20 protein-coding genes and 2 pseudogenes are annotated in these 22,427 nt (G+C 68.3%); 8 read left to right on the plus strand and 14 right to left on the minus strand.

Features of this window, described 5'->3' with window-relative positions; genetic code table 11:
• Positions 1-45 precede the first annotated feature (45 nt).
• Together Y590_RS03505 and Y590_RS03510 are read right to left on the minus strand one after the other, a co-directional pair.
• Positions 46-804, minus strand: a complete 759-nt coding sequence (locus tag Y590_RS03505; RefSeq protein WP_060768666.1) for an N-acetylmuramoyl-L-alanine amidase — start codon at positions 802-804, stop codon at positions 46-48.
• A complete protein-coding gene (locus Y590_RS03510) occupies positions 801-1,526 on the minus strand; it encodes a TerB family tellurite resistance protein (protein ID WP_060768667.1) in 726 nt (241 codons plus the stop codon). The genes Y590_RS03505 and Y590_RS03510 overlap by 4 nt, the downstream gene beginning before the upstream one ends.
• Before the next feature lie 349 nt (positions 1,527-1,875).
• Between Y590_RS03510 and Y590_RS03515 the strand changes: the two genes are divergently transcribed.
• Positions 1,876-2,349: an SRPBCC family protein gene (locus Y590_RS03515; RefSeq protein WP_060768668.1), complete on the plus strand. Its 474-nt coding sequence runs from the start codon at positions 1,876-1,878 to the stop codon at positions 2,347-2,349.
• 25 nt (positions 2,350-2,374) lie between these two features.
• Here the strand turns inward: Y590_RS03515 and Y590_RS03520 are convergent, their stop codons facing one another.
• The 3 genes and pseudogenes from Y590_RS03520 to Y590_RS03530 all read right to left on the minus strand — a co-directional run bounded on the left by Y590_RS03520 (position 2,375) and on the right by Y590_RS03530 (position 3,527).
• Positions 2,375-2,563, minus strand: coding sequence for a hypothetical protein (locus Y590_RS03520; RefSeq protein ID WP_286161844.1), 189 nt, complete (start codon positions 2,561-2,563; stop codon positions 2,375-2,377).
• 160 nt (positions 2,564-2,723) lie between these two features.
• Positions 2,724-3,137 (minus strand): annotated as a pseudogene (locus Y590_RS03525) (transposase); the annotation flags it as partial.
• Positions 3,138-3,257: 120 nt separating this feature from the next.
• A complete protein-coding gene (locus Y590_RS03530; RefSeq protein WP_060768669.1) occupies positions 3,258-3,527 on the minus strand; it encodes a YMGG-like glycine zipper-containing protein in 270 nt (89 codons plus the stop codon).
• A gap of 231 nt (positions 3,528-3,758) precedes the next feature.
• Between Y590_RS03530 and Y590_RS03535 the strand changes: the two genes are divergently transcribed.
• The 4 genes from Y590_RS03535 (at position 3,759) to dusA (ending at position 6,545) form a co-directional block, all read left to right on the plus strand.
• Entirely contained in the window at positions 3,759-4,367 is a 609-nt protein-coding gene (locus tag Y590_RS03535) for an urease accessory protein UreE (RefSeq protein ID WP_060768670.1), read from the plus strand.
• A 110-nt stretch (positions 4,368-4,477) separates the two neighbouring features.
• Positions 4,478-4,630 carry a hypothetical protein gene (locus tag Y590_RS26940; protein ID WP_193763266.1) on the plus strand — a complete coding sequence of 51 codons (153 nt, stop codon included), beginning with the start codon at positions 4,478-4,480 and terminating at the stop codon, positions 4,628-4,630.
• Positions 4,631-5,001: 371 nt separating this feature from the next.
• Positions 5,002-5,160, plus strand: a complete 159-nt coding sequence (locus Y590_RS25355; RefSeq protein ID WP_286161845.1) for a hypothetical protein — start codon at positions 5,002-5,004, stop codon at positions 5,158-5,160.
• A 362-nt stretch (positions 5,161-5,522) separates the two neighbouring features.
• Positions 5,523-6,545, plus strand: coding sequence for a tRNA dihydrouridine(20/20a) synthase DusA (dusA, locus tag Y590_RS03545; RefSeq protein ID WP_083530739.1), 1,023 nt, complete (start codon positions 5,523-5,525; stop codon positions 6,543-6,545).
• Positions 6,546-6,584: 39 nt separating this feature from the next.
• On the opposite strand, the pseudogene Y590_RS25360 reads toward dusA, so the two are convergent.
• From Y590_RS25360 to Y590_RS03565, 3 genes and pseudogenes are all read right to left on the minus strand, one after another.
• A pseudogene (locus tag Y590_RS25360) lies at positions 6,585-7,108 on the minus strand (EAL domain-containing protein); the annotation flags it as partial.
• 539 nt (positions 7,109-7,647) lie between these two features.
• A complete protein-coding gene (locus tag Y590_RS03560) occupies positions 7,648-8,100 on the minus strand; it encodes a response regulator (RefSeq protein WP_060768675.1) in 453 nt (150 codons plus the stop codon).
• 61 nt (positions 8,101-8,161) lie between these two features.
• Positions 8,162-8,629 carry a BLUF domain-containing protein gene (locus tag Y590_RS03565; protein WP_056200705.1) on the minus strand — a complete coding sequence of 156 codons (468 nt, stop codon included), beginning with the start codon at positions 8,627-8,629 and terminating at the stop codon, positions 8,162-8,164.
• A gap of 233 nt (positions 8,630-8,862) precedes the next feature.
• Between Y590_RS03565 and Y590_RS03570 the strand changes: the two genes are divergently transcribed.
• The 3 genes from Y590_RS03570 to Y590_RS03580 are packed head-to-tail and all read left to right on the plus strand — an operon-like array spanning position 8,863 to position 13,978.
• Positions 8,863-10,245, plus strand: coding sequence for a flagellar hook protein FlgE (locus Y590_RS03570; RefSeq protein ID WP_060768676.1), 1,383 nt, complete (start codon positions 8,863-8,865; stop codon positions 10,243-10,245).
• Between the two features lie 26 nt (positions 10,246-10,271).
• Positions 10,272-12,170, plus strand: coding sequence for a flagellar hook-associated protein FlgK (gene flgK, locus Y590_RS03575; RefSeq protein ID WP_060768677.1), 1,899 nt, complete (start codon positions 10,272-10,274; stop codon positions 12,168-12,170).
• Positions 12,171-12,184: 14 nt separating this feature from the next.
• Positions 12,185-13,978, plus strand: coding sequence for a hypothetical protein (locus Y590_RS03580; RefSeq protein WP_060768678.1), 1,794 nt, complete (start codon positions 12,185-12,187; stop codon positions 13,976-13,978).
• A 118-nt stretch (positions 13,979-14,096) separates the two neighbouring features.
• Here Y590_RS03580 and Y590_RS03585 read toward each other — a convergent pair whose 3' ends face one another.
• From Y590_RS03585 to Y590_RS03610, 6 genes are all read right to left on the minus strand, one after another.
• Positions 14,097-15,350, minus strand: coding sequence for a DUF4167 domain-containing protein (locus tag Y590_RS03585; RefSeq protein WP_060768679.1), 1,254 nt, complete (start codon positions 15,348-15,350; stop codon positions 14,097-14,099).
• Positions 15,351-15,898: 548 nt separating this feature from the next.
• Positions 15,899-16,789 (minus strand): peptide chain release factor N(5)-glutamine methyltransferase, encoded by an 891-nt coding sequence (prmC, locus tag Y590_RS03590; RefSeq protein WP_060768680.1) that lies wholly within the window; start codon positions 16,787-16,789, stop codon positions 15,899-15,901.
• 14 nt (positions 16,790-16,803) lie between these two features.
• Positions 16,804-17,889 carry a peptide chain release factor 1 gene (gene prfA / locus Y590_RS03595; RefSeq protein WP_060768681.1) on the minus strand — a complete coding sequence of 362 codons (1,086 nt, stop codon included), beginning with the start codon at positions 17,887-17,889 and terminating at the stop codon, positions 16,804-16,806.
• A gap of 194 nt (positions 17,890-18,083) precedes the next feature.
• Positions 18,084-18,743: a DUF2268 domain-containing putative Zn-dependent protease gene (locus Y590_RS03600; protein ID WP_060768682.1), complete on the minus strand. Its 660-nt coding sequence runs from the start codon at positions 18,741-18,743 to the stop codon at positions 18,084-18,086.
• A gap of 45 nt (positions 18,744-18,788) precedes the next feature.
• Positions 18,789-21,050 (minus strand): phosphoenolpyruvate--protein phosphotransferase, encoded by a 2,262-nt coding sequence (gene ptsP, locus Y590_RS03605; RefSeq protein ID WP_060768683.1) that lies wholly within the window; start codon positions 21,048-21,050, stop codon positions 18,789-18,791.
• 71 nt (positions 21,051-21,121) lie between these two features.
• The gene (locus tag Y590_RS03610) at positions 21,122-22,357 is read right to left on the minus strand and encodes an aspartate kinase (RefSeq protein ID WP_060768684.1); all 1,236 of its coding nucleotides are present in this window, start codon (positions 22,355-22,357) and stop codon (positions 21,122-21,124) included.
• Positions 22,358-22,427 lie beyond the last annotated feature (70 nt).

The following is a 22,427-nucleotide window of genomic DNA, read 5'->3' on the forward strand; positions in this document are numbered from 1 at the left end:
CGGAACGCCGGGCGATCGGTATTCTTTCCGAAACCCTCGGCCGGGCTAAATCGACGCTGGCCGGGTGGCGATCAGATCACGCAAGGTCGTGATCGTGGAGGAATCCGCGACGCCATCGATGCGGGTCGGCCGGAAGTGGCGCTGGAAGGCGGTGACGACCGCACGCATCGCCGCATCGAACTGGCCGGTGACCGGCTGCTCGTAGCCGTAGAGGGCCAGCATCGCCTGCAGGGCCTCGACCGGCTGGCCGGTATCGCCCATGGCCAAGAAGCGGCCATCCCGCACCGGCGCCGGCGGCACCCAGTGCCCGACGCCCTCGCGCGCCAGCCGCTCCCAGGGAAAGGCTTCGCCCGGATCCTCCTTGCGCGCGGGCGCCACGTCGGAATGGGCGAGCACGCGGGGGCCGGGGATCGCGCGCCGGACGACGATGTCGCGGGCAAGCCGCGTCACCGCGGCGATCTGCGCCTCCGGATAGGGCGGGAGCCCACCGGCATGGCCGGGATGGGCGATCTCGATGCCGATGGAGCGGGAGTTGATGTCGCGTGCGCCCGCCCAGGCTCCGGCGCCCGCGTGCCAGGCCCGGTCGGCCTCCGGCACCATCTGCACGACGCGTCCATCCTCGAACACGAAGTAATGGGCCGAGACCTCGGCGGAGGGGTCACATAGACGGTCCAGCGCACCCTGCGCCGTCGGCATGCCGGTGTAATGCAGGATCAGCATGTCGAGCGCGCCGCCGACCCGCGCGCCGCGGTTGGGCGAGGCGACGACGGCCTGCGCGAGCGGGCTGTCGGGCGAGAAGCTCACGTCAGCCCCCGCTCGGCCGCGATCTGGTCCCAGGCGGCATTGATGGCGGCGAGCCGGTGCGTCGCGATCGCCACCGCCTCCGGCGGCAATCCGCGCGCCAGCGCCCGGTCGGGATGGTTCTCGGCCACCAGCCGCCGGTACTGCGCCTTGAGGGCGGCGGGGTCGGCGGAGCGTTCGAGGCCGAGCACGAGATAGGGATCGTCGGCGAGCCGCACGTGCCGGGCGGCGATCCGGCGGAAGGCCGCCTCGTCGAGGCCGAAAATCCCGGCGACGGAGCGCAGGTAGCGCTCCTCGCCCTCGTGGATCGCCCCGTCGGCGGTGGCGATGTGGAACAGGCCGTCGAGCACGTCCTCAAGCAGAGCCGGCTCCTCGCCGAAGGTCGCGGCGAGTTGACCGGCATAGGCCTCGAAGCCGTCGGTCGTCGCCTTGGCAAGGTCGAACAGGCGCTGGACGCCCGCGCGCGCCTCGGGCTCGACCTGCACCACCCGCCCGAAGGCCCGGACCTCGGACTCGGTCACCACGCCGTCGGACTTCGCCATCTTGGCCGCGAGCGCCACGAGCCCCGTCGTGAACAGGACGTCCCGGGGCGTCGGGCCGAAGGGCGCGCCCTCGCGATCGACGAGAAAGTGGCCGGCGACCGATCCGACCAGCGCTCCGATCGGCCCCCCGACGAGCACGCCGATCCCGGCCCCGCCGATCTTGCCCCACAGGCCGGTGCTCATCGGGCGCCGCCCGCAACGGGAGAGCGAAAACGTGAGGTATCGAGGGGGGACAAGGGCGGATCCGAAGTCATTCAGCAGGAGCGATCGCCACGGCTTAGTGTCTCTCACAAAACTCCCGCTGCGCCGTCCTCGCCAAAGCGAGAACGGTCAGAGATCGGGATTTTTGTGAGGCACTCTTAACGCCGCAAAGCGTACCGCAGCGCAAGCCCGGTGCTTTAATCGACCGCAAAAGAAAGGCGATTATATCTTTCCCACATACTTGACCGGTCATGGTCGTCTTTAGATTGCGCACTACCTAATGGGCTCCCCATGTCCGGGGCCGACAAGAACCCTGCTGAGGAAACGCTAGATGTTGAAGATTGCCCTGCCGGTTGTGTCTCTCGCAGCTTTCGCTGCCACTCCGGCCCTTGCCCTTGAGGTGACAAAGACAGCGACCGTTGCGGCTTCGCCGGACAAGGTTTGGAATACCATCGGCGGCTTCTGCGGCATCGGCGATTGGCACCCCGTGGTTGAGAAGTGCGCGCTGTCCAAGACGGGGGGCAAGGAAGAGCGCACTCTGTCGCTCAAGGGCGGCGGCACCATTGTGGAGCAGGAGCAATCCCGCGACGACAAGAAGATGGACTACACCTACACGATCCTTTCGGGCCCCCTGCCGGTTGAGGACTACAAGTCCACGATCATGGTCGAGAAGGATGGTAGCGGTTCCAAGGTCACTTGGACCGGCAACTTCAAAGCCAAGGGGGCGCCCGACGACAAGGCAAAAGAGGCCATCGCGGGCGTCTACGAGGCTGGCCTGAAAGGCATCGCCGACAAGGCCAAGTAGTCTGCGTTCGGCGGGGCGGGGGCGTTTATGGCTGCTCCTGCTTCGCCTTCGCAATCCGTTTCAGGTTCGCGTCGAACTCTGCTTCATCCTCGCTCGCTCCCGCCGTCTGCGCGGCTTCGATGAACCGGCGCTTCTGCTCGTCGGGTGTCATCTTCTCGGCGCCGAGCTTAGCGGTCCTGAAATCGTTGGATTGAGGCTCACGCTTCATGTTCATGCCAGTGCCTTGAAGCTAGGTTCGCCCTTGCTGTATCCAATAACAGTGCCGACTTGGCTCAAAATCCTAAGATCGAACTCAAGCCACTCACTTCTGTCATCATGAGTAGATATCATTCGAACCTTATCGAAGGTGAGTCTGATATCAGAAAAGGCTATAAAGCGGTCGCCAATGATGCTCCGTGTTGCAAAGGCTTCAACGAAGACAATTGGCACAACCTCTCTGCCTCGTTCAACCGGTGGAACATGAACCACGCGGTCTTGTAAGTGACGCCAAGGGTCCGGTGCAGTTGGTGCGCGGAGAAGCCCTTCTTGCTGGATGCGAGAAGGTGAGCCGCCTGAAGCCACAGGTGCAGCTTCACATGGCTCGACTCAAACACCGTGCCGACCGTCACCGTGAACTGCTTCCTGCAGTCGCCGCAGCGGCGCAGGCCCATGCGACCACCCTTGACGTTCGTGATCCGGCCCATGCCGCCGCAGTGCGGGCAGACGGGGCCTTCCGGCCAAAGCAGGCTTTCCAGCTTGGCGAAGGCAGCGGCCTCGTCGTGGAAAAACGCGGCGGAAAGGGCAGACATCAGTTTAGCTCCTGGAGCTACAACCTACCTTTGGCTGCCGTATGTGTGAACGATATAATCGCCAAAAGAAAAGGACCGGAGCTTGCCACTCCGGCCCTCCTCCCTGAACCGCGCCGCGGATCAGCGGCAGTAGACGTTGCCGTACTCGTCGCGGAACGTGCCGTAGGGGCAGCGCGGCGCCGAGGCGGCGCCGGCGATGGCGCCACCCGCGCCGCCGATCGCGGCACCGGCCAGCGCACCGCCCGCACGACCGGTGGCAAGGCCGCCGACCGCCGCGCCGAGGCCCGCACCGAGGGCGGCGCCGCCCAGTGCCCGATCCTGAGGCGTGTTGCAGGCACCGAGCGAGAGCGCGAGGCTGCCCGCAAGGGCGGCGGCAATAAGTCTCTTCATGGTGGTCCGAACTCCCTTGTGCATCGGCGATCGGGCCATTTGCCGGCGCGGGGCACCGTTTTGGCCTTGGTTTGTCACCGGCTGCCATCGACGGCACATGAAACGGCCAAGATTGGGGCAGGTTGCATCGGCGCATGACTTTTCGCCCTGCGCCTGCCATCTGAAGGCGCGCCTGTTGCAAAATCGCCCGGTTTCGGCCCTCTGCCGACGGGCCCCTATCCGAGGATCACCATGCCCACAGCCAGCCTGATCGTCCGCAAGGCCGCCGTTCGGCCCGATCTCGTCGTCGATACGGTGACCCTCGACCACGCCGCCCGGGGACAGGCGCATGCGCACCTGACGACGGCGGGCGGCTTGTCCGTCGATCTCGACCTGGATCGTGCGGTGGGCCTTGAGGATGGCGACGCGTTGAAGCTCGAGGACGGGCGCCTCGTGGCCGTGCGTGCCGCCGAGGAAGCGCTTCTGGAAGTCCGCGCCGGCAATCCGGCCCGCCTGTTGCGGCTCGCCTGGCAGCTCGGCGGCGAGCATGTCCCCGCGGAGGTCGGTGCGGAGGTTCTCTATGTGCCGGCCAGCGCCGCCGAACTGATCCGCGGGGCCGGCTGCTCAGCCGAGCCCGTGAACCGCCCCTTCAAGCCGGAAAAGGCGGCGCACGATCACAGCCAGTGCGGCCACGACCATCATCACCACGGCCACGAAGCCCATCCTCATGACGCTCATGCTCATGCTCATGAAGCCCAGGCTGACCATGACCATGCCCATCATGACCATGATCACGGCCACAGCCACGCACACGGAGGCTGCGGGCATGAGCACAGCCATAGCCACCGCCACGAACACTGAGCGGTTCCAGAAAGATCGCGTGAGCGGCGGGGGCGTGCCCCGCCGCGACCGCCCGGAACGCGTTGCGGCACGCGAGGGTTAACCGGAAAGTTGAATTCCGGGAGAAAGCCGTGGCGGAAATCAGCGTCTTCCAGAACGACGACGGACTCTGGGCGGTGACCGCACAGGGCCTCGTCGTCACCGATTTGACCAAGGAGAGCGCGGAAGCCTTCGCAGCAAGCTTTCTCAGACTGGGCGATCAGCAACCCGCGCAGAAATCGTAGCCGACGGGCTGCGATCCGATCTGTCACCAAACCCCGGTTCGACCGTGCACGGCGTGTGCGCATGGCCCGCGAAAGGGGTGCCTCAAACCTTCTCAACCAGCCTGCAACTTGTGCAGATCTCCGACCGCGACGAGGACACGGGACATCCGTTCCGGTATCGAAGAGCCGGCAAACGCGCAAAGCGCTTCAACTTGGTGTCTCTCCTGAAACGCCCTTTCGCCGTCGCGGTGAGAGGAAAGGATCAATGATCGAGCGTTTTGTGAGGCACTCTCATCGGCGTTGCACAGGCGGAATCCAGTTCGGATCGATGCCGCACCAGGGGGGATGACGTGCAACAGGCTCAAGCAAGCCGCGAAGATCGGATCAGGGCCGTGGCCGCCGTCATCGCCCAGCATGATGTCACCAGCAGACAATTGCCCAGCAGCGGCCGACTGCCCCATGATCTCGCCCGCGCACTCGCCGAACGTGCGGTGGATGCCGTGATGACAGCCGACAGCACCATGCGTCAGCAATCCTCGAAAGGTGCGTGACAGCCGAGAGCCATATCCGACCTGATATCAGGTCGGCGTCTCTTGGTGTTGTTTTGACGCGCTTGATGCCGACGCAGCCTCGACCATTGCGCCCGCCTCCTGGCGCAAGCTCCGGTCTTGTGCCGGCGGGGCTCTTCCCTTTTGAGGCTGGCCGATGCGTGGTATCCGGACGCGCATTGCGTACATCGTCCTGAACGATGGCTTGCGGCCTGCGGAATCAAGCCGATCGAACGCTTGCCGCATCGGCTTTTCCGCGGCCGATCGTTCAGGCCGAGGCTCGTACGCCTTCGATCGAGCCGCCCATGCGACGATCCTCGCGGATGGCTCGAAGCGGACCCGCATCGAAACGGAACAGGGCGCACGTGTCGACCCCGGCTGAAAAACTGAACGAACTCAGCGGGTGGCGCTTCAGCGTCGCACCCATGATGGATTGGACCGACCGGCAGTGCCGCGCGTTCCACCGAACCCTGTCGCGCCGGGCGCGGCTCTATACCGAGATGGTGACGACCGGGGCCGTGCTGCACGGCGACCGCGAGCGGCTGCTCGGTTTCGACGCCGGCGAGCAGCCGGTGGCGGTGCAACTCGGCGGCTCGAACCCGGACGACCTCGCGGCGGCGGCGCGGATCGCCGCCGATTTCGGTTACGCCGAGATCAACCTCAACGTCGGCTGCCCCTCCGACCGGGTGCAGGACGGACGCTTCGGCGCCTGCCTGATGCGCGAGCCGGGCCTCGTGGGCGCCTGCGTGGCGGCCATGAAGGCGGCCGTCCCGGTGCCGGTGACCGTGAAGTGCCGCCTGGGCGTCGATGATCAGGATATCGAGGAAGCCCTCGACGCCGTGGCCGACGCCGTGGTCACGGCGGGGGTGGACGGACTCGTCGTGCATGCTCGCAAGGCTTGGCTCAAAGGTCTCTCGCCGCGCGAGAACCGGGACGTGCCGCCGCTCGATTACGGCCGCGTCGCCCGGCTGAAGCGGGCGCATCCGGATCTGCCGATCGCGGTCAATGGCGGGATCGCCGACATCGCCGCCGCCAAGGCGAGGCTCGGCGAGGTCGATGGCGTGATGATCGGCCGGGCGGCCTATACCGAGCCGGCGCTGCTGCTCGACGTCGATGCCGAGCTGTTCGGCGAACCGGCCCCCGTCGCCGATGCCTTCGCCGCCATCGAGGCCTTCGAGCCCATCGTCGCGGCAGGGCTCGAACGGGGTCTGCGGCTTCATGCCTATACCCGGCACATGCTCGGCCTGTTCAACGGGCGGCCCGGAGCGCGGGCCTATCGCCGGCATCTGGCCACGGCCGGGATGGGCCCGGAGGCGGGCCTCGCCACTTTGCGCGAGGCGGTGACCAAGGTGTCTCGGGAACGCCCTCCGGCTTCCGAAGCAGCCTGATCCCGCGCGATCGACGGCAAGCGCGATCGGATCACGGTTTCACGCGGTGCGGCGCTTCCGGCCGTTCCAGGTCTCGAGCCGGGCCGGGCGTTCGCTCGCCGGAACCGGCGGGCTGAACAGGTAGCCTTGCACCGCGTCGCAGCCCTCCTCGCGCAGCCAAGCGCGTTGCTCCGGTGTCTCGACACCTTCCGCGGTCGTCGTCATCCCGAGACTGGAGGCGAGGCTGACCACCGCCCGCACGATGAAGCCGACGCCCTGCTCCACCGTCAGGTCGCGGGTGAAGGACTGGTCTCCCTTCATCTTGCCGAAGGGGACGCTGCGCAGGTCGCTCAGGCTGGAATAGCCGGTGCCGAAATCGTCGATGGCGATCCTGCACGGGCTCCGAGGTCACGCAGCCCGTGCAGGATCGCCACCGTGGCGCTGCCGTTCACCAGCAGCACGCTCTCGGTGATCTCCAGCTCGGGGCGGCGGGCGCAGAAGCCGCTCTCGGCGAGCGCCGCCTGCACCGTCCCGATCAGCGCCAGCGAGGTGAACAGCGCCGCCGAGACGTTGACCACCAGCCGGTGATCGGGATCGTAGAGAAGGAAGCCGAGGGAGAGGGTATCGAGCGCCGCGTACAAACGGGCGATGCGATCGCTCAACGCGTCCTCGCGGGGCTTCAGAGCCGTCATGTCGGTGCGGATGCTCGGGTCAGGGTCGGCCCGGCGGAGAGCGAGGCCATCAGCGCGGTGGCGGCAAATCCGGCGACGGTCAGGCACAGTCCTGAGCCTGTGCGCAGCAGATGCCCGCCAACCGTCTCTCGACCGCCCTGCCCGCTTCCCAGACCTGCGACTCCCGCACCATCGGCCTGCGCCTGCATCGGCCGTCCATCCCTTCTTCGTTCCCGGCAAAATGCCCGGATCCAGTCAAGAGGGACTCACCGAACGCCAACCAGAGGTCGGTTTTCTTCGCAAGCGGCGACTAGACCGAGTGCTCCGCGAAGGATTCGGCGTGCAACCCGGTGCATCGCCTCCGAGAGAATCGACGGGCGTGGCGGGCTCAACGATGCCCGGCCGGCGACGGCTTCCGCCTCGAGGCAAGGGCGCAGCGAAGACGGCGCCGGTCAGAACTTGCCGAGCAGGGGGAATTCCTGGCTCAGCGTCGATTCGGAAGGCAGCGGCGCCTCGCGGCGGCGCGGCTTGCGGTTGAGCACCTGTTTCAGCTTCGTCTTCAGGAGGTTGATGTCGAACGGCTTGAGGATGAAGGCGTCGGCGCCCGCGACGTGGGCGTGGTTGATGTCCTCGAAGTCGAACGAGGTCTCGGTGAGGATGAAGGGCGTGTTCATCAGGCTGTCGTCGGCCCGGATCTCGCGCAGGAGCTGAAGCCCGTCCATCGGCTCCATGGCGAGGTCGGAGATGACGAGGGCGTAGCGGCGCTCCCGCATCCGGCTGAGCGCCTCGGCTGCGTCCGACACGCCCTCGACGTCCGGGAAACCGAGGCGGGTCATCAGCTCGATGATCAGCCGCAGGAGCTTGGGCTGGTCATCGACGATGAGGATGGGAAGCGTGTCGCTCATGGCGTCCGGGGTCGCGTCTCAACGGGATCTCTGAAGGGTGGGCTGGCGGCAGCCCACCCGCTCAAACGAACAGATGGTCGATGCCCTGCTTGGCCATCGATTCGGCTTGGAGCGTGACGGCCAGACCGTGGATCGCGCTGCTCTTGGGCGTGCCCCGTTGCAGCATCGGCAGAAGGCCAGATTTGGCGAAATGCGGCTCGTTGGCCGTCGTGCGGCTCACCGTGGTGAAGGAGCTGACGAATTCCCTCTTGGCGATTTCGCGCCACTCGACGATCTGCACGTCGCGGTGCCGCGAATCGGCGGCAATCCGCTGGAAGGTCTCGTTGACCGACTGGCGTTCGCCCTCGACGACCTGGATCGCGAAATTCTGGTCGATGATCAGAAAGCTCGTGATCACGGCGAATTCGTTCTTCTTCTGAGCCTGGCGGGTGATGTCACCGATCTGCTTCGCGCGCAGAGCCGGCTCGTTCGAGATGGTCAGGCGTGAGAAGTAGATCAGGTGGACGAGGCTCGTCCTCTTGTTCTTCATGAATCCCGTCCGCCGCGACAACTCGCAGCGACCTTAGCGGGCATGGCAATAACGGGCCGTAAACACGGCCGGACCCGGCAGAATCTGCCGCACGGTCCATACCCGCCCGTCCGAAACTGCCGAGCGCGGCAAGCCGATCCCAACGGTACCAATGACTTAGCTTTGGCATGCGCGTTGCGCTCTCGATTGTCAGATCCGCCGTTTCATGCGGTCTTTTGGAGCGAGCGAACGCCATGGACGTCTTTTCCGCGCTTCAGACCGCGGTTTCGGGCTTGAAGGCCCAGTCCTTCTCGTTGAGCAACATTTCGGGCAACATCGCGAATTCGCAGACGACCGGCTACAAGCGCATCGACACGGGCTTTGTCGACATGCTCGTCGACGGCGACGCGAAAAGCCAGACCGCAGGCTCGGTCGGCGCCTTCTCGGAACTCACCAACTCGATCCAGGGCAACAAGGTCTCGACCGGCGTCTCCACCAACATGGCGCTCGACGGCCAGGGCTTCTTCGCCGTGCGCAAGAAGACCACCGATGCCGGCGGCGGCGAGGGCTTCACCGCCGGCAACCTCTATACCCGCCGCGGCGATTTCGCCCCGGACAAGGACGGTTACCTCGCCAACGGCGCGGGCGCCTACCTCGTCGGCGCGAGCCTCGACCCGGTCACCGGCCAGACCAACGGCACGGGGCCGATCAAGATCTCGAACGCGATCATCCCGGCCAAGCCGACGACGACGATCACCTACTCGGCCAACCTCCCCAAATCCCCCGCCACGACCAACGCCGCCTCGACGCAGGGCCTGCTCTCCGCCTTCAGCGACGGGACCGACGCGCGGGTGACGCCGACCAACGGTGCCACCACCGGCAGCGTCTCCCAGGCCAATGCCCAGAGCTTCATCGACAACAGCATCGCCGGCCCGGCCCTGACCGTCTACACCGCCTCCGGCGCCCCCGTGAGCGTTCAGAGCCGGTGGGCCAAGGTGGCCGCCGCCGACACGGCGGCCGGCACGAGCGACACCTGGAACCTGTTCATCGCCGACAAGGCCAGCGTCTCCGGCAGCCAGACGAGCTGGACCAATATCGAGCAGGCCTTCACCTTCAGCGCCAGCGGCCAGATGACCGCCCCGACCGGAAAGACGGTCCCGATCAACAACCTGACCGTCGACGGCGTCAATGTCGGCCAGGTCACCCTCGACCTCAGCGGCGGCCTGACGCAGTACGCCGAAGCCTCCGGCCTGGCGACACCCAGGGATCAGAAGCAGAACGGCTACGCCTCGGGTTCGCTGACCTCGGTCGAGGTCGGCGACAACGGCATCATCAGCGGCAAGTACTCCAACGGCTCGGTGATCGGGCTGGCCCGGGTCGAGGTGGCGCAGTTCGTCAATCCCGACGGGCTGAAGCCAGATTCGATGGGCAATTACCAGCAGACCGTCGCCTCGGGCGAGGCGATCAGCGGGCTCAAGGATTCGACCGTGGTCGGGGCGAACGTCGAGCAGTCGAATACGGACATTGCCGCGGAATTCTCGAAGATGATCGTTACCCAACAGGCCTACTCTGCCAACACCCGGGTGATGTCGACGGCGCAGACGATGATCTCCGATCTGCTCAACGTCATCCGCTGACGAACCCCTGAGGGAGGAGAAGCGCCTTGGCCCTCGACGCGTTCAGCACGGCCACCGCCGGCCTGCGGGTCACGCAGGCTCAGATCGGGGTCGTGTCGCAGAACATCGCCAATGTCGGCACGGCCGGCTATGTCCGGCGCACGCTCTCGCCCATCACCTCGGGCTCGGGGAATGCCGGCGTGGCGACCGGCACGGTCGCGCGGGCGCTCGACGCGGCCGCGCTCAAGCAGCTGCGCGCGGAAAGCTCGGGGGCGGCCTACACCTCGCTGATGTCCAAGACCCGCACGCAGCTCGACACGCTCTACGGGCGGCCCGGAGACGCCTCGGCGCTCGACGGGGTGTTCAACAACTTCACGCTCTCGCTCCAGACGCTCGCCGCCAACCCGACCTCGACGGCCGCCCGGGCGACGGTGCTCAGCGCGGCCAACGACCTCGCCACGCGCATCGGCAGCGCCGCCAACGGGGTTCAGGCCCTGCGCTCGGGGCTCGAATCGCAGCTCGCCACCGACACCGAGAAGGCCAGCGGCCTGCTGACGCAATTGGCCAAGCTCAACACCCGCATCGTCGCGACCGCGGCCGGCGACGCGAGCCGCCCCGAACTCGAGGATCAGCGCGACCAAGCGCTCAACAGTCTATCGGGCCTCATCGACATCAACGCCGTCTCTCAGAGCGACGGCAGCGTGAGCGTGCTGACCAGTTCCGGCGTCACCCTGCTCGACCGCTCCAACGCCGCCTCGCTCAGCTTCGATGCCCGCGGCACGCTCTCGGCCAACGCGCTCTACGCCACCGACCCGTCGCAGAGCGGCGTCGGCACCATCGTCGCGTCGACGCCCGGTGGCGGCAAGATCGACCTGCTCGGCTCCGGGGCGATCCGCTCCGGCTCGATCGCCGCCGCGATCGAGCTGCGCGATACGGTGCTGCCGCAGGCCCAGCGCCAGCTCGACGACCTCGCGGCGGGGCTGTCGCGCGCGATGTCCGACCGTCTGGCCACCGGCACGCCCCCCACCGACGGCACCAAGGGGGGCTTCGACATCGACCTGACCGGCCTCTCGGCCGGCAACGCCATCACCCTGACGGTACAGGACGGGAGCGGGACGCAGCGCAACCTCATCCTGATGCCGTCCTACCAGAATCCGCCCCCCGCGATTCCGGCCGGCGCCACCGACGACGCGAACGCCACGGTGATCCCGTTCACGATCCGGCGGCCGGATGCGACCCCCGCCCGCACCGCGGACGAGATCCGCAGTGCGATCACCGCGGCTCTTGGCGGGGGATTCACGGTATCGAGCGTGCCGGGCGGCGAGGCCGGCGCGATGCGCATCCTCGCCAGCGGGGGGGCCACCCTGGTCGCGGCGAGCGCCAGCGTGACGCAGGTCACCTCGGCCGGCGACATCAAGGGCTCCACCACGCAGCTTCCGCTCTTCGTCGACGGCGCATCCGCCGGGCTCTTCACCGGCTCCTTCGACGGCGGCTCGCAGCTCACGGGCTTTGCACAGCGCATCGCCGTGAACCCGGCTGTGGTCGGCAGCGCCGCGAGCCTCGTCGGCGTCACCGGAACGGGCGCGGCGAGCGGCATCGGCGACGGAACCCGGCCGCAGGCGCTGTTCACCGCGTTGACGGGGGCCCAGCGTCTCTTCTCCTCGTCGAGCGGCATCAGCGGCATCGACGCCCCGACCCGGTCGAGCGTCGCCGACTTCGTCCAGGGCGTCATCTCGGCGCAGGGCGCGGCGGCGGCGGCGGCGCAGGATCTCGACGAGGGACAGAGCATCGCCCTCTCGACGGCGCAGGGGCGCTTCGCCTCAGCCTCGGGCGTCAATATCGACGAGGAGATGTCGAACCTGATCGCGCTCCAGCAGGCCTACGCGGCCAACGCCCGCGTGCTGACCGCTGCCCGCGACATGATCGACACCCTGCTCAGGATTTAGGTGCGGAGCCGCCGATGACCATCACCGCTTTCGCCGCCGGCACCTACCGCTTCGACCGCCAATCGGCGAGCCTCGTCAGCATGAAGAACCAGCTCGACGGGCTGGCTCAGCAGCTCTCGACCGGGCGCACCGCCGAAACCTATGGCGGCCTGGGCGTGGCGCGCACGACCAGTCTGAGCGCGCACGCGGCGATCAGCGCCCAGGACGGCTACCTCGCGGCGATCGGCTCGGCCGAGACCCGGGTGAAACTCACGAGCGCCAGCCTCACCCAGCTCAAGGCACTCTCCGACAGCACCCGCTCGAACCTCACCGGCATCGTCGCCACCCGCAACGAGAAGCTGCCATCGGCCACCGTGCAGCTTGCCGCCAACAACCTCTCGGCGGCCGTCGATGCCCTGAACCAGCAGGCGGCCGGGGTCTACGTCTTCTCGGGACGGGCGACCGAGACGGCGCCGGTCGTCTCCGACCAAGCCATCCTGAATGGTATCCCGGCCGAGGGCCTCGACGGTCTCAGAACCCTGATCGCCGAGCAGAAGAAGGCCGATCTCGGCCCCTCGGGCAATGGCCGCCTGACCCAGAGCGTCGGCACCCGGACGATCGCTCTGTCAGAGGATTCCAGCGCCGAAGCACGGGCGAATTTCGGCTTCAGCCTCATGGCCGCGTCGAGTTCGAACAGTGCCACGCTCGGTGCGAATGTCGTTGCCGGATCAAAGCCGGACGTCGCCTTGAGCTTTGCCGAGCAGCCTGCCGAAGGCGCCCAGGTGCGGGTGGTGGTGCAGCTCGCCGACGGCAGCCAGACGACCCTCGACCTCACCGCCCGCGCGGGCGAGGCCGGCAATGCGGCCGGAGCCTTCTCCATCGGAGCCACCAAGGAAGAGACCGCCGCCAACCTGAAGCGGGCGCTCGGCGGAGCCGACATCGCCAGCGTGCAGAGCGCGAGCCCGCCCGGCGTGGCGGCGGCCTTCAGCAACGGCCAGGCGGCCACGGCGACCCTGACCGTTGGCAGCAATCCCGCGCCCGGCGACACGATCACGCTCAAGCTCGGGATGCATGACGGCACGACGAAGTCGATCACCCTGACCGCCGCCGCCACGGCCGGGGCCGACTCCGCGACGGCCTTCGCCATCGGTGCGACGCCGGAGGAGACGACCGCGAACCTCTCCCGCACGCTCCAGAATGCTCTGACGACGGCGGCCAACACCGAACTCTCGGCGAGTTCGGCCGGCCGCGCCTCGCTGAACTTCTTCGAGGGCTCGCCCGCCGCCGGCCTGAGCCCCCGGCGCGTCGCGGCGGACGGCAACGGCTACGCCGAGACCGCGAGCGCCAAGACCGTGATCTGGTACAAGGGCGACACCGCTTCCGACCCGCGGGCGACGGCGACGGTGCAGGCCGGCACCAGCCGGACGGTCGAGATCGGCGCGCAGGCCAACGAGGAGGCGATCCGCCGGACGCTTGCCGGGATCGCCGCGATGGCGGCGGAAAACTTCACCACCGGGGCCGGAACGGTCGAAACGGCACGGTTCGAGGCGGTCTCCAGCCGGGCGGCGAACCTGCTCACCGCGGGCACCAGCCAGCAGAGCCTGGAGCAGATCGGCACCGATTTCGGCCTGGCCGCCAGCAGCATGGCCAATGCGAAGTCGGTGGCCAACACCACCAAGGCGACCCTGCAGGACTCCCTCGACGGGGTCGATACGGTCTCGACGGAAGAGGTCGCGGCCAAGCTCCTGAGCCTGCAGACGCAGTTGCAGGCGAGCTACAAGGTCACCTCGATCCTCTCCGAGATGAGCCTCGTCAACTATCTCCGCTGAGACGGCCTTCCGCTTGATCCAAGCGGGACGCGTATCTCTGAGCCCGCGCGCCGCCCTCGCGGAGGCGCCAAACGAAAGCGGCCCGAGGAATTCCTCGGGCCGCTTTCGTTTCGTTCGCTTACTCGGCCGCGTCCGGCGTATCGGTCTTCTCGGGAGCCGCCTCGTCCTCGGGGCCCTTGTAGCGGGTCCGGCGGCGGCGCGGCTTGGGCGCGGGCGCTTCCTCGGCCGATGACGGCACGTCAGCGGCGGGGGCCGCCTCCCGCGGCTCCGGCGCGGCGCGTGCAACCGGTGCTTCAGGGGACGGCGGGGGCGTGGGGTTACGGGTCGCCGTCATCAGGAAGGCGGGCAGCGCCGACGGATCGGCGGCGTCGGCCGCGGCGGCGCGGCTGGCTTCGCTCGCACGTCCGCGTCCACGCCGCGGCGCCGGGCTGTCGGAGCGCTGGGGCGTCTCCGGCCGAGCCGCAGGCTCGGCGCGGGTGTCCTGACGCGGCTCTTGCCGGGGTTCCTGCCGAGGCTCTTGGCGCGATTCCTGGCGAGGCGCCTCGGGCGACTCGTTGCGACCGTTCTCGAAGCGGCCGGCGTCGCGACGGTTCTCGCGACCCTGCGGCTCGCGGCCCTGGTTGTCGCGACCTTGAAATTCACGACCTTGATTGTCCCGGCCCTGATTCTCACGGCCGTCTTGGGGCTGCTGCCCGAAATCCTGCCGATAGTCCTGACGCCGGTCCTGGCGCGGGGCGTCCTGACGGGGATAGTCCTGACGATCCTGACGCTCGGGCCGATCCTGCCGGTCTTGGCGCTCGGGCCGATCCTGGCGATCCTGACGGAAGTCCTGCCGCGGCTCGCCGCGGTTGTAATCCGGCCGGTTGCCCTCGAAGCGCTGGCCCCGGTCGTTGCGGTCGTTGCGGTCCCGGCCCTGTTCGCGGGGCTGGAAGCGCGGGTTCCGGTCGTTGCGATCGTTGCGCTGAGGCCGGCCGTCGAAGTCGTGGCGCTCGAACGGCTGCGGCTGCTGCGTCGGGTCGCCGTACTCGTCGGTGCCGTAGCCGAGCCCCTGGCGACCGCCCTCGGCGCCCTGGCCCTGAACGGTCTCGTCGTCGCCTTCCTCGTCCTCGTCGAAGCCGTTGCGGGCATAGCCCTGCGTGACCTGCGGACGACCGGGCTCCTGAGCGCCGGTAATGATCCGGAAATAGTGCTCGCCGTGCTGGAAGTAGTTCTCGGCGGCGACCGGATCGCCGCTCGCAAGGGCGTCGCGCGCCAACTGTGCGTACTTGTCGGCGATATGCTGTGCGGTGCCGCGAATTTTGACGTCGGGACCGTTCGACTCGTAAGAGCGCGTCAGCGGATTCGGACCCTTGGGCCGATTGCGACCCCGCATCCGTCGATTCTGGTTTGGTCTCATCGGCCTCGATTGACCCTCGTTACCTGTCGCTCAGCGTGACTGACAGTGCCGGAGCTTGGCTCGCGGACAGGGCGAGCCGGGCGCAAGGCGCCCGACCGCGCTTCATTCCACGATGTTTGCCGCTCGTCTGGTGGCTGCGCTCGGTTTTGGCGCGCCGCGAGACATCCCTCGACTGTCAGGTTCGATATCACCGAGCCTAGGCGCGACTGCCGGAGCGCGTCCGCTCGATGGTGGGAAGACCGTCCGAAGCCGGAGGACACGGTCAAAACCGATCCTGCCGATACCGTTTAAAAGAGTGCCTCACAAAACTCCCGGGTCTCGGGAGCTCCCTTTGGCCTGTGGGGCGCAGCGGGAGTTTTGTGAGAGACGCTCAACGGACCATTGGCGGCCTGCATCCCTAAGCTAGTGACTGACGCCCTCGACAACAAGCATTTTTTCGTGGCCAAGGCAGCTTATGCCGGAATTGTGCAGGTTGAGCAGCCATTCGCGCCACACCCCGGCGCGAAATCCACTCCCTCGATCCCTCACCTGCCCGCCAAGGATGGCCGAAGCGTGACGACCCGGTCGTGGCCCGCGAGATCCCGGCCGACGCCGATGACCTCGAATCCGGTCTCCTGCGCGAGACGGATCAGGGCGTTTGCCTGATCGTAGCCGATCTCCAGCACGAGCGCGCCCTGCGCCGAGAGCAGACCCGGCCGCTGCGCGACATCCGAGAGAATCGCCCGGTAGGCGTCGAGGCCGTCGGCTCCGCCGTCGAGGGCCGCCTGTGGATCGTGCAGGCGAACCTCCGGTTCGAGCGTCGCGATGACGGGGGCGGCAATGTAGGGCGGGTTCGAGACGATGAGGTCGAACGGCCCCTTCAGCGCATCGAGCCAGGAGCCGCACAGGAAGGCGGCCCGATCGGCGACACCGTTGGCCGCCGCGTTCCGGCGGGCGACCGCCAGTGCCGCCGCCGACCGGTCGAGGCCGAGGCCGAGCGCGCCCGGCCGCTCGTGCAACAGAGCCACGAGGATGCAGCCCGAGCCGGTGCCGAGATCGATCAGGCGCAGCGGCCGCTCGCCCTCGGGCAGCAGGCGGAGCGCCGCCTCCACGACGCTCTCGGTGTCGGGCCGCGGCACCAGCGTCTCCGGGCCGAGGGCGAAGGGCAGCCCCCAGAACTCCCAGGCGCCGAGGATCCGCGCCGTCGGCTCGCCCGCGAGCCGCCGCTCGGCCGCCTGCCGGAGTGCCTCCGCAGCGGCCGTACCGAGCGGTTCGCGCCCGCGCAGCGTCAGGTCGAGAGGCGTGAGCGAAAGGATGTGCAGCAGGAGGAAGCGCGCGTCCGAGCGCGCGTTCGGCAAGCCGGCCCCTTCGAAGGTCCGGACGAGATGCCGCAGGGCGGCTTCGCGGGAAAGCGTCGGCGCAAAGCGGGGGCTCATGCCGGCCCCGACCCTTATGCCATTCCCTCGGCGGCCAGCAACTCCGCCTGATGCTCGGTCACCAGGGCGTCGATCACCTCGTCGAGTGCTTGGCCGGCCATGACCTCCTCCAGCTTGTAGAGGGTCAGGTTGATGCGGTGGTCGGTGACGCGGCCTTGCGGGAAATTGTAGGTGCGGATGCGCTCCGAGCGGTCGCCGGAGCCGACCTGCGCCTTGCGGTCGGCGGCCCGCGCCGAGTCCTTGGCGGTGCGTTCGGCGTCGAACAGCTTCGAGCGCAGGAGGGACATCGCCCGGGCGCGGTTCTTGTGCTGCGAGCGCTCCTCCTGGACGAACACCACCACGCCGGTCGGAATATGCGTGATGCGGATCGCCGATTCCGTCTTGTTGACGTGCTGGCCGCCGGCGCCCTGCGCCCGCATGGTGTCGATTTTCAGGTCCGCCTCGTTGACGACGATGTCGACCTCTTCCGCCTCGGGCAGCACCGCGACCGTGGCGGCGGAGGTGTGGATGCGCCCCTGCGTCTCGGTGTCGGGCACGCGCTGGACGCGGTGGGCCCCGCTCTCGAACTTGAGGCGCGAGAACACGGAGCGGCCCTTCACCTCGGCCACGACCTCGCGATAGCCGCCGGCCGTCCCCTCGCTCTCCGAAATCACCTCGACGCGCCAGCCCTTCGACTCGGCGTATCGCGCGTACATGCGGAACAGGTCGCCCGCGAACAGGGCCGCCTCGTCACCGCCGGTGCCGGCGCGGATTTCGAGGATCGCGCTCTTCTCGTCGGCGGCATCCTTGGGCAGCAGGATCAGCTGCAGCGCGCGGTGGGCCTGTTCGAGCGCACCTTCCGCCTCCGGCTTCTCCTCGGCGGCGAGCGCGCGCATCTCCGGATCGCCGCCCGGCTCGTCGATCATCGCCCGGATGCCGGCCAGGTTGGCCTCCGCCAGCCGGTAATGATGGATCGCGGCCACGACGCCGTCGAGTTCGGACAATTCGCGGGAGAGTTGCACGATGCTCCCGGCATCGGCCGAACCGTCGGCGAGTTGCGCCGTGACGATGTCGTGCCGCGCCAGGATGGCGTCGAGGCGATCGGAAGGAATGGGGGTCATCGCCTGTAAGGATACTCGTCGATGGTGCGCGTCAAATCGGAAGGGGACGGGGCGGATCGCACGGCCGCTTCGGCGGGCTCGCCGGAACGGCAACGTTCATGGCGGTCCGACCGGCACCCGTTACCCGTGCGGCGACCGGGAGGGAAGATGCACCGGGGCCGGTCCGCCGCGCATCCGGGTCGTTCGAGGGCCGCTCACGCCGCGGCGGACCATGGAGACGACGCGAGAACGACCTCCGCCGGCACGTTGACCCAGGTCTCGCCATCGGGCTCGGGGTTGGCGGCGAGCCAGTCGCCGACGATCCGGTAGCCGAGGGTGTATCCGAGCCAGCGCGGATGACGGCCGCCAGCTCCGAAGAACCAGCCGGCGTGATCGTGATTGGGCGCCCGTAGCTCCGCCGCGCTCGGGAGATCGGCCTGCAAGGCCGCGTCGTCCAGGGCACGTTCCCAGGGCTCGGGAGGCGCCTTGAAGAGCGTCCCGGCGAACTGTCCGGCCAATCCCTCGCTGACGATCGCCTCACCCAGCGTTCGGCCATATCCGGGCCCGGCCAAGCGACGGCAGTGATGCACCTCGTGGGCGATCGTCCGTCGGATGTCGCCGTTGTCGAGGCTCGCCGCGAAGTTCGGGTTGAGCGGGTCGACCGTGAGCGAGCACAGACCCGGCCGGCAGGCGCGGCCATTCGTGCCGACCTCCGGGATGACCGCGCCGGTCAGGCGCTCCACGAGGATGTCCAGCCGGAACGGTGGCAGGACGCCCGCCACGGCGGTCCGGGCGGCCTCGATCTCGGCAGCGATCCGGTTGCGCCAGGGCGCGAGGTCGCCCTCGGCCTCCAGCCAGTGCACCTGCCAATCCACCCGTTTTCCTCTCGCAGGCTGGAGCCGATGTCGGTCGTCGTGAACCTAAATCGGCACGCCGTTCGCCTTGGCATAGGCGGCCAAGGCGGGCCGGACCGAGGCGCCGTCGGTGACCCGGGTCAGCTCGGACTGGATCAACGCCGCGACCTCGGCGGCATCGGCGGAGAGCACCATCGCCTTGACCGGGCCGATCGAGGCCGGCGACATCGAGAAATCGCGAAAGCCCAAGCCGATCAGCGCCAGCGCCTCCAACGGCCGGCCGCCGATCTCGCCGCAGACGGTCGCCGGGCAGCCCTGCGCCGCGGAGCGCTCGGCGATGAGGCGGAAGGCGCGCATCGCCGCCCCGCACAGGGGATCGAAGCGGTTGGCCACGCGCCGGTTCTCGCGATCGACGGCGAACAGGAACTGCATCAGGTCGTTCGAGCCGACCGACAAAAAATCCGCCTCGCGGGCGATCTCGTCGATCTGGAACAGCAGCGAGGGCACCTCGACCATCGCGCCGAGGCGGCAATCGCTCGGCAGGGCGTAGCCGTGGCGGCGTAAGTGCGCCTTCTCCCGCTCGACGATGTCGCGGGCGCGGATGAACTCCTCGACGGTGGCGACCATCGGGAACATGATCTTGATCGGGCGCCCCGCCGCCGCCTTCAGCAGCGCACGCAACTGCACCCGCAGCAAAGCCGGCCGGTCGAGGCCGATGCGGATCGCCCGCCAGCCGAGCGCCGGGTTCTCCTCCTCCAGCGCCGGCATGTAGGGGAGGATCTTGTCGCCGCCGATGTCGAGGGTGCGGATCGTGACCGGCAGATCGCCGGTGGCCGAATAGACCGCCTCGTAGAGCGTCTGCTGTTCGGCGGCCGAGGGCATCCGCTCGGCGATCATGAATTGCAGCTCGGTGCGGAACAGGCCGATGCCCTCCGCCCCGGTCTCGTGCAGATGCGTCAGATCGACGAGCAGGCCGGCGTTGAGGTGCAGGCCGATCTTCACGCCGTCGCGGGTGACGGCGGGCACGTCGCGCAGCGCCCGGTACTGCTCCTGCCGCCGGGCGCGCAGGCGCACCATCTCGGCATAGGACGCCTCGACCTCGGGGGTCGGCCGGATCTGCACCTCGCCCGAGAGGCCATCGACGATGATCGCGTCGCCGGAATCGCACAGGCTCGTGGCGTTGGCGATCTCGCCGACCGCCGGGATGCCGAGCGCCCGGGCGACGATGGCGATGTGGCTCGTCGGCCCGCCCTCCTCCAGCACCACGCCGCGTAAGCGCGCCCGGTCGTAGTCGAGGAGTGCCGCCGGGCCCATGGAGCGGGCGACCAGGATCGCGTTTTCCGGCAGGCCGTCGCCGTTCTGGCTCTCCTGGCCGACGAGGCGGCGCAGCAGGCGGTTGGCGAGGTCGTCGAGATCGTGGAGGCGGTCACGCAGGTAAGGGTCGCTCTGGCGCAGCATCCGGGCGCGGTTGTCCGACTGCACCCGCTCGACCGCGGCTTCCGCCGTGAGCCCGGACTGCACCGCCTCGCGCATGCGCCGCAGCCAGCCCTTGTCATGGGCGAACATCCGCACGGTCTCGAGGATCTCGCGGGATTCGCCCGAGCCGATGCCGTCGCCGCGCTCGACCAGTTCGTCGATGGCCGAGCGCACGTCCTCGATCGCCGCCTCCAGCCGCTCCATCTCGCGCTCGACGTTCTCGGCGATCAGCGTCTTCACGACGATGCGCGGCTCGTGCAGCACGACGTGTCCGAGGCCGATCCCGTCGGCGAGCGCGACGCCGCGCTGGCTCACCGGACGGCGCGCGGCGGTGCCGGCGCCGGGCGACAGCGCCTGGAGTTCACCGGAAGCGATCAGCTCGGCCAGCACCATGGCGGTGGTCTGGAGCGCTTCGATCTCCTCCTCGGAATAAACGCGGTAGGTCTTGTTCTGGACCACCAGCACGCCGAGCGTATTCCCGGCCCGCAGCAGCGGAACGCCGAGGAAGGCGTGGTAGATTTCCTCGCCCGTTTCCGGCCGATACGAGAACGAAGGGTGCGACTGCGCGTCGGACAGCGCCAGCGGCTCGGCGGTCTTGGCGATCAGGCCGACGAGGCCCTCGTCGGCGCGCATGCGGGTGATGTGGACCGCGTCGCGGTTCAGACCTTCGGTTGCAAACAGTTCGAGGGTGTTGTCATCGCGCACCACATAGACCGAGCACACCTCGGCGATCACGTTCGCCGCGATGAGGACGACGATCCGATCGAGACGCTGCTGCGGACTGACCGGCTCCGCCATGGCTTCGCGGAGCCGGCGCAGCAGCAGGCGCGGGCCTCCGGGCGCAGCGGGCATCGTGTCGTCAATCCGGGTCGGCCGGCGCAACCCTGGCTTGTGAGCCGTGGGGCCGACGCCGACGGGAACGGTCAGGCCTGATCGAGGCCGTATAGCGAGTGGAGCGTACGGACGGCAAGCTCCGTGTAGGCAGCGTCGATCAGAACCGAGAACTTGATCTCGGATGTGGTGATCGCGCGAATGTTGATACCCTTCTGCGCCAGCGCCCGGAAGGCCTTGGCTGCGACGCCCGCATGCGAGCGCATGCCGACGCCGATCGCCGAAACCTTCACGACATCGGTGGCGCCCTCGATCTGGCCGAACTGGATCGTGTCGCGCTGATCGTCGAGGATGGCGCGGGAGCGCTCGTAATCGGCCGCCGGCACGGTGAAGGTCATGTCGGTGGTCGATTGATCGCCGGACACGGTCTGGATGATCATGTCGACGTTGATGTTGGCATCCGCCAGCGGGCCGAAGATCGCTGCGGCGATGCCGGGGCTGTCCTTCACGGCGCGCAGGGTGATCTGCGCCTCGTCCTTCGAGAAGGCGATGCCGGTGATGATCTGCTGTTCCACGATTTGGTCCTCGTCGCAGATGAGGGTGCCCGGCCGCGCGGCATCGGGGGGATCGAAGGAGGAGCGCACCGTGGTCGGCACCCGGTGCACCATGGCGAGCTCGACGGACCGCACCTGGAGCACCTTGGCGCCCAACGACGCCATCTCCAGCATCTCCTCGAAGGTCACGCGCTCCATGCGCTGGGCCTTGGGCACCACGCGGGGATCGGTGGTGTAGACCCCGTCCACGTCGGTGTAGATGTCGCAGCGCTCCGCGCCGATGGCGGCGGCGATGGCCACCGCGGAGGTGTCCGAGCCGCCGCGCCCCAGCGTCGCGATCCGGCCGGTCTGCGGATTCACGCCCTGGAAGCCGGCGATGACGGCGACCTCGCCGCGCTTGAAGCTCTCATCGAGATTCGTCGGGTCGATGCCCTCGATCCGGGCCGAGCCGTGCGCGTCGGAGGTGTGGATCGGGATCTGCCAACCCTGCCAGGAGCGGGCCTTGATCCCATCCTTGTTGAGCGCGATGGCGAGCAATCCCGAGGTGACCTGCTCGCCCGAGGCCACGACCGTGTCGTACTCCGCCGCGCCGTAGAGCGGGTCGGCGTCCTTGACCCAGCCGACCAGTTCGTTGGTCTTGCCCGACATCGCCGAGACCACGACCGCGACCTCGTAGCCGGCCGCGACCTCGCGGGCGACGTGGCGCGCCACGTTGCGGATGCGGTCGACGCTGGCGACGGAGGTGCCGCCGAATTTCATCACCAAACGGGGCATGTCGCGTCCGGTCTGCTCATCTTGTCCCTACGGTGCCGGCCGCGAGGCCGGCGCGGCGCGCCGGCTCAGG

Origin of the sequence: Methylobacterium sp. AMS5 (assembly GCF_001542815.1) — a bacterium.
Classification (GTDB): Bacteria; Pseudomonadota; Alphaproteobacteria; order Rhizobiales; family Beijerinckiaceae; genus Methylobacterium.

What these genes read in the sequence shown, in the direction of transcription:
- Y590_RS03580 (WP_060768678.1), top strand. Translation starts at nt 12,185, where the DNA reads ATGACCATCACCGCTTTCGCCGCCGGCACCTACCGCTTCGACCGCCAA.
- Y590_RS03535 (WP_060768670.1), top strand. Translation starts at nt 3,759, where the DNA reads ATGCCCACAGCCAGCCTGATCGTCCGCAAGGCCGCCGTTCGGCCCGAT.
- prfA (WP_060768681.1), bottom strand. Translation starts at nt 17,889, where the DNA reads ATGACCCCCATTCCTTCCGATCGCCTCGACGCCATCCTGGCGCGGCAC.
- Y590_RS03520 (WP_286161844.1), bottom strand. Translation starts at nt 2,563, where the DNA reads ATGAACATGAAGCGTGAGCCTCAATCCAACGATTTCAGGACCGCTAAG.
- Y590_RS03515 (WP_060768668.1), top strand. Translation starts at nt 1,876, where the DNA reads ATGTTGAAGATTGCCCTGCCGGTTGTGTCTCTCGCAGCTTTCGCTGCC.
- Y590_RS03560 (WP_060768675.1), bottom strand. Translation starts at nt 8,100, where the DNA reads ATGAGCGACACGCTTCCCATCCTCATCGTCGATGACCAGCCCAAGCTC.
- Y590_RS03530 (WP_060768669.1), bottom strand. Translation starts at nt 3,527, where the DNA reads ATGAAGAGACTTATTGCCGCCGCCCTTGCGGGCAGCCTCGCGCTCTCG.
- Y590_RS03570 (WP_060768676.1), top strand. Translation starts at nt 8,863, where the DNA reads ATGGACGTCTTTTCCGCGCTTCAGACCGCGGTTTCGGGCTTGAAGGCC.
- ptsP (WP_060768683.1), bottom strand. Translation starts at nt 21,050, where the DNA reads ATGCCCGCTGCGCCCGGAGGCCCGCGCCTGCTGCTGCGCCGGCTCCGC.
- Y590_RS03585 (WP_060768679.1), bottom strand. Translation starts at nt 15,350, where the DNA reads ATGCGGGGTCGCAATCGGCCCAAGGGTCCGAATCCGCTGACGCGCTCT.
- Y590_RS03610 (WP_060768684.1), bottom strand. Translation starts at nt 22,357, where the DNA reads ATGCCCCGTTTGGTGATGAAATTCGGCGGCACCTCCGTCGCCAGCGTC.
- Y590_RS03510 (WP_060768667.1), bottom strand. Translation starts at nt 1,526, where the DNA reads ATGAGCACCGGCCTGTGGGGCAAGATCGGCGGGGCCGGGATCGGCGTG.
- prmC (WP_060768680.1), bottom strand. Translation starts at nt 16,789, where the DNA reads ATGAGCCCCCGCTTTGCGCCGACGCTTTCCCGCGAAGCCGCCCTGCGG.
- Y590_RS03565 (WP_056200705.1), bottom strand. Translation starts at nt 8,629, where the DNA reads ATGAAGAACAAGAGGACGAGCCTCGTCCACCTGATCTACTTCTCACGC.